This is a genomic window from Frankia sp. CgJB1 (assembly GCF_977947065.1).
In genome coordinates, this window is record NZ_CDWTNB010000194.1 from 1 (window position 1) to 7,375 (window position 7,375).

Annotated in this window: 5 protein-coding genes, 1 tRNA gene and 1 pseudogene; 3 read left to right on the plus strand and 4 right to left on the minus strand. The window is 71.7% G+C overall.

The genetic code is table 11. The annotated features are described in order from the left end of the window. From AC08OT_RS17530 to AC08OT_RS17545, 4 genes are all read right to left on the minus strand, one after another. Nucleotides 1-2,213 (minus strand): non-ribosomal peptide synthetase (locus AC08OT_RS17530; RefSeq protein ID WP_476603051.1); only part of this gene is annotated, 2,213 nt, incomplete at its 3' end. 1 nt (nt 2,214) lies between these two features. Continuing rightward, nucleotides 2,215-4,380: a condensation domain-containing protein gene (locus tag AC08OT_RS17535; RefSeq protein WP_476592334.1), complete on the minus strand. Its 2,166-nt coding sequence runs from the start codon at nt 4,378-4,380 to the stop codon at nt 2,215-2,217. Continuing rightward, nucleotides 4,377-4,814 (minus strand): group II truncated hemoglobin, encoded by a 438-nt coding sequence (locus tag AC08OT_RS17540; RefSeq protein ID WP_476592335.1) that lies wholly within the window; start codon nt 4,812-4,814, stop codon nt 4,377-4,379. The genes AC08OT_RS17535 and AC08OT_RS17540 overlap by 4 nt, the downstream gene beginning before the upstream one ends. A gap of 510 nt (nt 4,815-5,324) precedes the next feature. Continuing rightward, nucleotides 5,325-5,401, minus strand: a tRNA-Ile gene (locus AC08OT_RS17545). Between the two features lie 343 nt (nt 5,402-5,744). On the opposite strand from AC08OT_RS17545, the gene AC08OT_RS17550 reads away from it, so the two are divergent. The 3 genes and pseudogenes from AC08OT_RS17550 to AC08OT_RS17560 all read left to right on the plus strand — a co-directional run. Then, complete coding sequence (locus AC08OT_RS17550; RefSeq protein ID WP_476592336.1) at nt 5,745-6,152, plus strand: hypothetical protein; 408 nt, start codon at nt 5,745-5,747, stop codon at nt 6,150-6,152. 89 nt (nt 6,153-6,241) lie between these two features. Beyond that, on the plus strand, nt 6,242-6,553 hold the full coding sequence (locus tag AC08OT_RS17555) for a hypothetical protein (protein ID WP_476592337.1): 312 nt from the start codon (nt 6,242-6,244) through the stop codon (nt 6,551-6,553). A gap of 508 nt (nt 6,554-7,061) precedes the next feature. Further along, nucleotides 7,062-7,375: pseudogene (locus tag AC08OT_RS17560) on the plus strand (hypothetical protein); the annotation flags it as partial.

Sequence of the window (7,375 nt, forward strand, 5' to 3'; positions counted from 1 at the left end):
TCGTCGACGACGGTCCGGTGCTCGACGGGCGGGTTCGGGCCGGCGGGTTCGCCGGCGTCCGCCGCGATCCCGCCTCCCGTCGACGTGGCCCGCCCCACCGGCCACGGCAGGGCGTCACGGTCCAGCTTCCCGTTGGCGGTGGCCGGGAACAACGCCACGAACACGACGAAGTTGGGGACCATGTAGTCGGGCAGCGTCTCGGCGGCGAACGCGCGCAGCCGCGCCGCCTCCGGCCGCGCCGCGCCCGGCTCCGCCTGAAGGTAGGCGACCAGCTTCCGATCTCCGCCGTCGTTGGCCCGGGCCAGCACGACCGCCTCCCGCACCGCGGGGTGCTCGCGCAGGCGATGCTCGATCTCGCCGAGCTCCACCCGGAAGCCGCGGATCTTGACCTGGCCGTCGCGGCGTCCCAGGAACGTGATGATCCCGTCCGGTCGGAACGCGGCACGGTCGCCGGTGCGGTACATGCGTTCGCCCGTCCGGTCGGTGAACGGGTCGGGCAGGAAGCTGCGGGCGGTCAGCTCCGGGTCACCGTGGTAGCCGAGGCTGAGGCAGTCGCCCGCGATGTAGAGGTCGCCCTCCTCGCCGATCGGGCACGGCTCCAGGGCCTCGTCGAGGACGTAGTACCGCGAGTTGTCGATGGGGCGGCCGTACGGGATGCTGCGCCACCGCGGGTCGACCACCTCGACCGGGAACCAGTTGGACCAGACCGTGGCCTCGGTCGCGCCGCCCAGGCTGACCAGGCTCGCCCGCGGCGACACCGCCCGCAGGTCGGCCGGCAGGCTCAGCGGCGTGTAGTCACCGCTGAGGAAGACCAGCCGCAGGTCCACCCCGGCGCGGTCGCGCAGCGACGGCAGCAGCGTGGCCAGCGACGTCGGCGCCGAGTTCCAGAAGGTGATCGGCTGCTCGGCCAGCACGTCGGCGAGCAGCTCCGGGTCCCGCTGCTCGCGCTCGTCGGCCACGTACAGGCTCGCGCCGCGCCCCAGAAGCCCGAGGATGTCGAACACCGACAGGTCGAACCCGAGCGAGGTCACGCACACGCCCACGTCGCCGGGTCCGAAGCCGAAGGTGCGGTAGCACCAGTTGAGCAGGTTCCACACCGGCCGATGCGTCACGGCGACGCACTTGGGTCGCCCGGTGCTGCCGGAGGTGAAGATGTAGTAGGCGGTGTTGTCCGGGCCGGTCACCGGTTCGGGGTCACCCGGATCCTCGTCGGCGCCCGCCAGCAGCGTGTCGAGCTCGACCACCGGCACGTCGGGCCGCCAGTCCAGCGCGCCCACGGTGGTCAGCACGACGCGCGAGGAGGTACGGGCCAGCATCGCCGCCGCCCGGTCGGGCGGCAGACCCGGCAGCACCGGCAGGTACGCTCCGCCCGCCTTGAGCACGCCGAACACCGCCGCCACCATCTCCGGTCCCCGCCGGGTGGCGACCGCGACCGCCGTCTCGGCCGTGACGCCCCGCTCGCGCAGGCGGTGCGCGATGACGTTGGCCCACCCGTTCAGCTCGCGGTAGGTGGCGATGCCGTCGCGCCACCGCAGGGCGACCGCGCGGGGCCGGCGGCGGGCCTGCTCCTCCAGCAGCAGGTGCACCGGGCCATCCGCCGGGTAGGTCGTCGTGGTGTCGTTCCACTCGTAGAGCGCGCGGCGCCGCTCGTCGGCGGTGAGCCGGCCGACCCGCTCCTGCTCGTCCGGCTGGTCGGCGAACCCGGTCACGGTGGCACGAAACCGGTCGAACGCCGGGTCGAGCGCGTCGGCGGGGAGGTGGCCGGGCACCACGTCCCACGCGATGTCGAGGGTCTCGCCGTCGTCGACGGCCACGCAGTCCAGCGACACGTCGGAGGTGGCGGTGCGCCAGGGACCGGCCGTCACACCCGGCGGAAGCGGCTGCCCGGACACATCCAGGACGCTGGTGAACACCACGAGCAGCGCGAACGACCGATCGCGGCGCCGGCGCAGCACGACGACGCGCAGGTCGGCGAGCCCGCTCGCGCCGTCGGCCTCGGCGTCCTCGGCGAGCAGCGCGGCCAGCCGGCGGGCCCGCGCGGGCAGGGGAAGGTCCAGCTGGTCCACCCGGACCCAGCTCAGCGCGGTCTGCTCGCCGGGGCGGTACGCCTCGCGCCCGGCGGCCCAGCGCACCACCGGCAGGGCGAACGGCGGGTCGAACACGTGGGCAAGCGCGTCGCAGAACGCGGCCAGCAGCGCCGCGTCCGCGGTCACGTCATGCCGTGCCGCCCAGGTGCGCAGCGCGGCCGGGTCGGCCGTGAACCGCAGGCGTTCGGTGCGGCCCGGGTGCCCCCGGCGTGAACGGCCCCGACGGCAGGTCCGCCAGGCGGGCGAGCCAGTGCTCACGATGCGCCGGGTTGGTGGCGGACGCGCGCACCGCGGGCGGCACAGTCCGCGCGGGCGGGTCGGCGTAGCGGCGCAGCAGGGCCCGACCGAGCGCCAGGACGCTCGGCGCGTCGGCCACGAGCAGGTCGATCGCCAGGTGCACGGTGCCCGAACCGTCGGCGCCGCGCCGGACCCGTAGGTCGGTGTGCGGCGCGCGGCCCAGGGGAAACGGCCGGTCGGCGACGTCGCGCGCGATCGCCTCGTCCACCTCGGGCTGGTCGGACTCCACAACGGGGACGCGTCCGCCGGCGGCCGTGGGGGGCAGCACGGTGGTCCGGCCGTCCTGGTCGACGACCGTGCGCAGCACGTCGTGCTCGACGACCAGGTCGAGCCAGGCCTGTTCCAGCCGGGACACGTAGAGCTCGGCGACGTGGAAGCTCTGATAAAGCTGGCAGCCCGCGGTCCGGCCGGACACCCGGGCCACGTGGTAGGCCTGCTGGAGGTCGTTCAGCTCGTCGCCCGGCGTCGGCGCCGCGTCCACGCAGGCCGCCTGGAGCGCGGCCACGAACCGACTGAACAACGCGTCCGCGGTGTCCCAGCGCCAGCGCAGACCACCGCCGTGTTCCCACATCAGGTGGTTCAGGCCGACACCCGAGGTCTGGCCGACGGCGTGGACCAGGTGGTCGGTCATGCTCGGCGCGTCCGGTTCGCCGACGTCGAGCAGACTGGTGAACACGACCGGCAGGTCCGGGGCCGGCAGATCGGCGCGGCGCAGCTCGCGCACCACCTCCACACCCGACACCTCGTTGTGCGCCAACGCGTCCCACACCTGCCGATGCAGTGCGGCGGCCAGGTCGGACCGCCGGCGGTCGACCTCGTCGACCACCAGCAGGCAGGTCGAGGTGAAGGGACCGGCCACGTCGTCCGCGCCCCGGCCCAGCCGCACCCGGTCGGTGGTGGTCAGCACCAGCGACCACGGCCGCGGACCGATGGTCAGCACCTCGCAGAACACCGTCAGCGCCAGAGACGACGGCGAGACGCCGAGCGCGGACGCGCGCCGACGCAGGGCCTGCCACTGCCCGGGGTCGAGATGCCCCGTGCGCGGCACGCGCAGGTGGTGCGCGAGCCCGTCGGGCGGTTCGGGCGGGGCCGTTCGCTCGCCGAGGAGAAGGTCGGGACCGGGCGGCACCTCGGACAGCCTCTCGCGCCAGTGCAGCAGGTCCGCCTCCCAGCGCGAGGCGTGCCTGCGCTCGGCGAGCGCGACCGCGCAGTCCCGCACCGACAGCGCCGGCTCGGGCAACCGCGCGCCGGGCTCGCGGTAGAGCAGCAGCCACTGCCGGAACAGCAGCTCCGTGCTGTGCGCGTCGACCGCCGTGCCATCGAGGCTCAGGTGCGCGGAGCCGGCGCCGCCGTCACGCACGACCTCCAGCGCGAACGGCGGGAACGCACCCGGCGGGTACCGGCGGTGCGAAAGCCGTCGGCGCACCTGCGCGCCAAGCACGGCCACGGGGCCGTCGTGCACCACCGCGACCTGTTCGGGGACATCCGGCCGAACCCGCTGCCCCGTGCTCTCCCCGACCACCAGCCGCAGCGCGTCGTGGTGGGCGACGAGCCGCCGCCACGCCGCGACCAGCCGGTCGGCGTCCAGCTCGGGCAGCCAGAACTCGCGGTAGTGGTGGCATCCGATCGCGTCCGGTCCGAGCTCGACGTACTTGCCGACGACGTAGGCTTCCTGGACCGGGGTGAGCGGGAACGGCTCGTACCGTTGGGCTGGCTTCGCCACCAGTGGCCGCGTCCCGCTCCCCGGCGCGTCGCCGACCAGCCGCGCCAGGTCGGCGACGGTCTCGCAGCCCACGAGGTCCGCGAGCGCGACCTCCCGGCCGAACTCGGCTTCGAGATCGAGCAGCAGCCGGGCCGTGGCGAGCGAGGACAGCCCGAGATCCGCCAACCTGCTGCCGGCGTCCGGGTCCGCGTCGTCGGCCACGAGGCCGCACACCAGCCGCACCGTTCGGCCGACCGCGTCCGCGAACTGGTCGGTCACCGTCACTCCCGTCACCACGTCCACCGGCCGAGGTCCGGGTAGGGCGGTTCCATCAACGGCGAGGTGTCCGAGGCCGAGACCTTGACGGTGAACCCCGCCGCCTTACGCACCTGCGCCTCGAACGCGGTGCGGAACCGCTCGTCGGAGGGCATCCCCACCGCGTCGGCGGAGGCGAGCATGAGCGTGACGAACCGATCCTGCTGCTCGGGGGTGATGCGCAGCCCCAGGTGCGCCTTCATCAGGCTGAGGAACCCGCCGAGCTCGTCGGAGTACCGGGAGGGCCCGCCAAGCATCTCGACCAGGAAGGCCGTCAGGTGGTCGGTGTGGTGTGGTGTTCCGTACTCGAACAGACTCCGCAGCAGCGGGTCCGCCACCACCGCCTGGTGGAAGTGCTCGGCGAGACCGCGCAGCGCTGGTTCGCCGCCGACGTGTTCGAACATGGTGGCCATGAGCGCAGCTAACCCCCGCGTCGGATGCCGATTGGGACGGCAACGTAGCCAGGGGAGGCGTGGCGGGTCTGCGCAAAGTTGCACAGACCCGCCACTGCGTGACGCGACTACCACCAGTGGGTGTCACCGTTCGGTGGGGCGAGAGAGGCGATTGTCGGCGTCATCGGTGCTACCTGCCGACCTGCTCAGGCGCGTTACCGGGATCTGCCCGAACGCCAGCGACGCCGCCGCTGGCCGCCACACACGATGTCCGAGTCACACGGCGGTCCACCAAGGGCATGCAGATGATCTTTATGGCGCATCGCGCAGCAGACGCTCCGGCGACGCGGAGATCTGCAATGCCGTTGCCGACCGATCCCCGAAACTACGCTCCGCAACCAAGGTCCGCCGGTACGTTCGAGGAATCGAACCAAACGATCAGCGCCCCGACCTGGACGTCTTCTATTAGATAAATCATCAGATCTCATAGAATTTACCTATTTACCTAGGTCAGGGCATTGTTACGCATCGTGGTGGGGCGGGTGGGGCTCGAACCCACGACCGACGGATTATGAGTCCGCTGCTCTAACCGGCTGAGCTACCGCCCCTTGGATCGATCCCCTCCAGCGTCTCACAGCGTGGAGGACATCGACGACGTACAGCCTAACGGCTACTGCCGGATGGCATGCGTCCGCTCGTCTGGCCGCAGAGACGGAGCCCAAAAACAAGACTCACCGGAAGCGGACGACCACGGAATGCCGAGACAGCATGGATCGACGGCATTCCGGCGCCGCCGCCGTCCCGGCGACATGACCAGGTCAGCACCTGTCTGGCGCTGTTTGACCGCTCGATCCGGACTTGTGATGCCGAGACGACATCCCCCGGCTATGCTCACCGTGCTGATCCGCTTACGCAGCTTGTCCTGATCTGCCGCCGACCGAAGAGCGATGAATGACCACCGATCCCGCATCTGCCTGGCAGCGTTACACCGTCTCCGCCGAGCTCCTGCACCGCGACGACATAGCCGACGCCCTGGGCGGCCAGGACCGCATAGCCTCCTCCATCGAGAGATTCAGCCAGTCCCCGACCAGCGGCCGGTCTGCACCCACTACGTGGTCGACAACAGCCGCCACGCCCGCAGCAACCTCGCCGAGCACGCCCGCCGCCTGGCCAGCCGGGTCCGCGATGCCTCCTGACGCGATCATCCTCTACGGCCCACCCGCCGCCGGAAAGGACACCATCACCACCGCCCTCACCACGCTCGACGACCGGTACGTACACTTCGACCGGCTGAAAATCGGCGCGAACGCCCGCGCCCCCTACCGGGTCGCCTCGCCCGGCTGCACGACGACGGCCTGATCCTGTACACAAACGAGCGGTACGGCAACGTCGACGCCGTCGACCGGCCCCGCCTCGACGAGATCATCGCCGCCGGCCGGATACCCGTCGTGCATCTCGGCCAGGTCGCCGGCTTCCACGCCCTGCACACCGAATACCCGGCCCGCTGGACAACCGTCCTGCTCTGGTGCCCCCGCGACGTCACCACCGCCCGCGCCCGCCAACGCGGAAACACCGACCTCGCCGACCGGCTGGCCGTCTGGGACGAGACGAAAACCGACCTCGCCACAGCCAGCCTGGACCTGTTCGACCTGGTCCTACGCACCGACCACCGGCCTCCCCGGAAAGCCGCCGGCCACATCCACCGCAAGGTCACCAGCCCACCCGGATCCCCCGCGCACCCCCGCGACCCGCTGGACTGACCGCCAGGCAACTCGTCCTTCCCGCCCTCACCTTCCGCACCCCGATGGCCACGGACTGGCCTGACGGCGGCGAAGGAGACGACGCGGAAGCCTGGCGGACGTGGATTAGCCAGGTCTGGGCTGCGGGTGACGTGGCCGAGGCGGTAATGGTGGCGAGCCCGGTCCCGGCGGATCGGGTCGCGACGGTGCGGGCCGGCACCCCAGGACGATCACCTCCGGTGGTAACCGGAACCCGACGAACTCCGACACTGGCAGCGGAGGAGGGTGACAACGGGCCATCGCCCGATCACGTACTGGCCCGACGCGGCCCCCTGGCCTCGACTCACGTACCAGAGCCCTCGAAGCAGAGCCCTCGAACGCAACAACGCCCTGTTGAGGGTGGCGGGTCGCCGAGGTGGCCGCTGCGCGGATGGCCCTATCGCCACACGCGAAGGAACAATGTTCCATACGATGGCCATCATACGAATTTTTTTCCTACGTTTGCCTGTGCGCCCCTCGGGGTTCATGGGTGGCACCTAGCGTCAGCCGGGTGGTTGAGCGACTTTCCGGGCCGGTCGGCGATGTTGAGTGGGGTTCCGGGCCGGTCGGTACCGGTGACGCGCCGAAGTTGATCAGGTCCCGGTTACCGGGCCTATCACCGGCGGAGCGGCGGGTCGCCGATGCGGTGCTGCCGGCCGTCTACCCGGCGGATGTGCACGTCCAGCACGTGTCGGCGCGGATGCTGGGCCCGGGCGACGCCTGTTTCGCGATCAGCCACACCGGGTCGACGACCGAGACGTTGGCGTCGATGCGTACCGCCGCGACCGGCGACGTTATCACCGA

Bases quoted from the DNA above. Each gene is read 5' to 3' on its own strand.
- AC08OT_RS17540 (WP_476592335.1), bottom strand. From the start codon at position 4,814: ATGGCCACCATGTTCGAACACGTCGGCGGCGAACCAGCGCTGCGCGGT.
- AC08OT_RS17550 (WP_476592336.1), top strand. From the start codon at position 5,745: ATGACCACCGATCCCGCATCTGCCTGGCAGCGTTACACCGTCTCCGCC.